Raw genomic sequence first — 1,146 nt, forward strand, 5'->3', positions numbered from 1 at the left:
AGCAGATAACATCATGATATCCCTCCGATGTTACTATTCATCCGTGATTTAATCGCTAACACATAATGCGATATCTTTGTTTATCTTCTGACAATGATATTTTTATTAAGTTCAGTCGCCAGTATGAATCACGCAATATGAAAAGTAACAATAAGCTGGTAACGCGGCTTGTCCCGGTCATCAATAACTTTGATAAAATCAACGCAATCATCTATTTACATATATCATCAATCACCTGCAGGGCTGCCTGTAGGCCAGCCAACTGCTCCTTTAATTTTTGATAAGTTTCATAGGTATTGATGATTTCTTTCAGTCTGACATCATCCTCAAGTGACATTCTGTCGGGATCATAAATGGCTGTTGCATCTTTTGCCAACTCCAATGCCTTCATTAAGTCCACGCAAATACTGGCGTTGTTGAGTAATTTGGGTGTAGGGCCAGCCTCAGGCTGCCGATTGACAGCCCGTCTGCCACGATCCCTTGCAGACTGTACATTAATAGTACCCACCTGCTTTTTCAGTTGCGCCGTGTAGTATGCGACGGGTGACTCTTTTACGGTACCGCAGCGCATGGCCATGGCGTAGTCAATTACCTCCCGGGCGGTTTCCGAATCGATATCCACCCGGGGGAGACAGGTGTCCCATGTATGACTCAGTTTGAGACACTCAAGTCGTAATTCGAGAATAGCGTCGGTCAGCTTTGTTTTTTTTTCCTGACGTGCAGCAAGCTCATCCGACAGATTGCATTCTGATGAACTCTCAAGGTCCTCTGCCTCTGAGGCTCCCGCTGCTGCCTGTTCATTTTTCTCCCGAACACAAACCAGAACAGGAGGATCGTCAGGCACTTCAGGCAAGGTAATACTGCACTCGTCCAGTGTTTTGGGTGCAGCATTTTGGTGTCTGAAGGAAGGAATATAGGGGACAACATGTTTTGGCACGGCAGGTAGCATGTCAGTTATATAATCATCGTCGTCTGAATCACGATTCAGGACTTCAAGGGCAGCCGCCATCAGATCTTGCATGAAAGCTTCATGACCAGGAATGGCCAAAACGGGAAAATTGGGTACCACACAACCACCTAATAACAAAACTGAAAAACATTTACTCCCGGAAAAATTGCCGAGAATAACTGTCAGAACAATCAGAA

1 protein-coding gene is annotated in these 1,146 nt (G+C 45.2%); it reads right to left on the reverse strand.

What is annotated here, in order from left to right:
* Window positions 1-211: 211 nt before the first annotated feature.
* A partial coding sequence (locus KDK18_RS07495) for a hypothetical protein (RefSeq protein ID WP_257254270.1) occupies window positions 212-1,146 on the reverse strand: 935 nt, incomplete at its 5' end.

It is taken from the genome of Endozoicomonas sp. SESOKO3 (genome assembly GCF_024606255.1).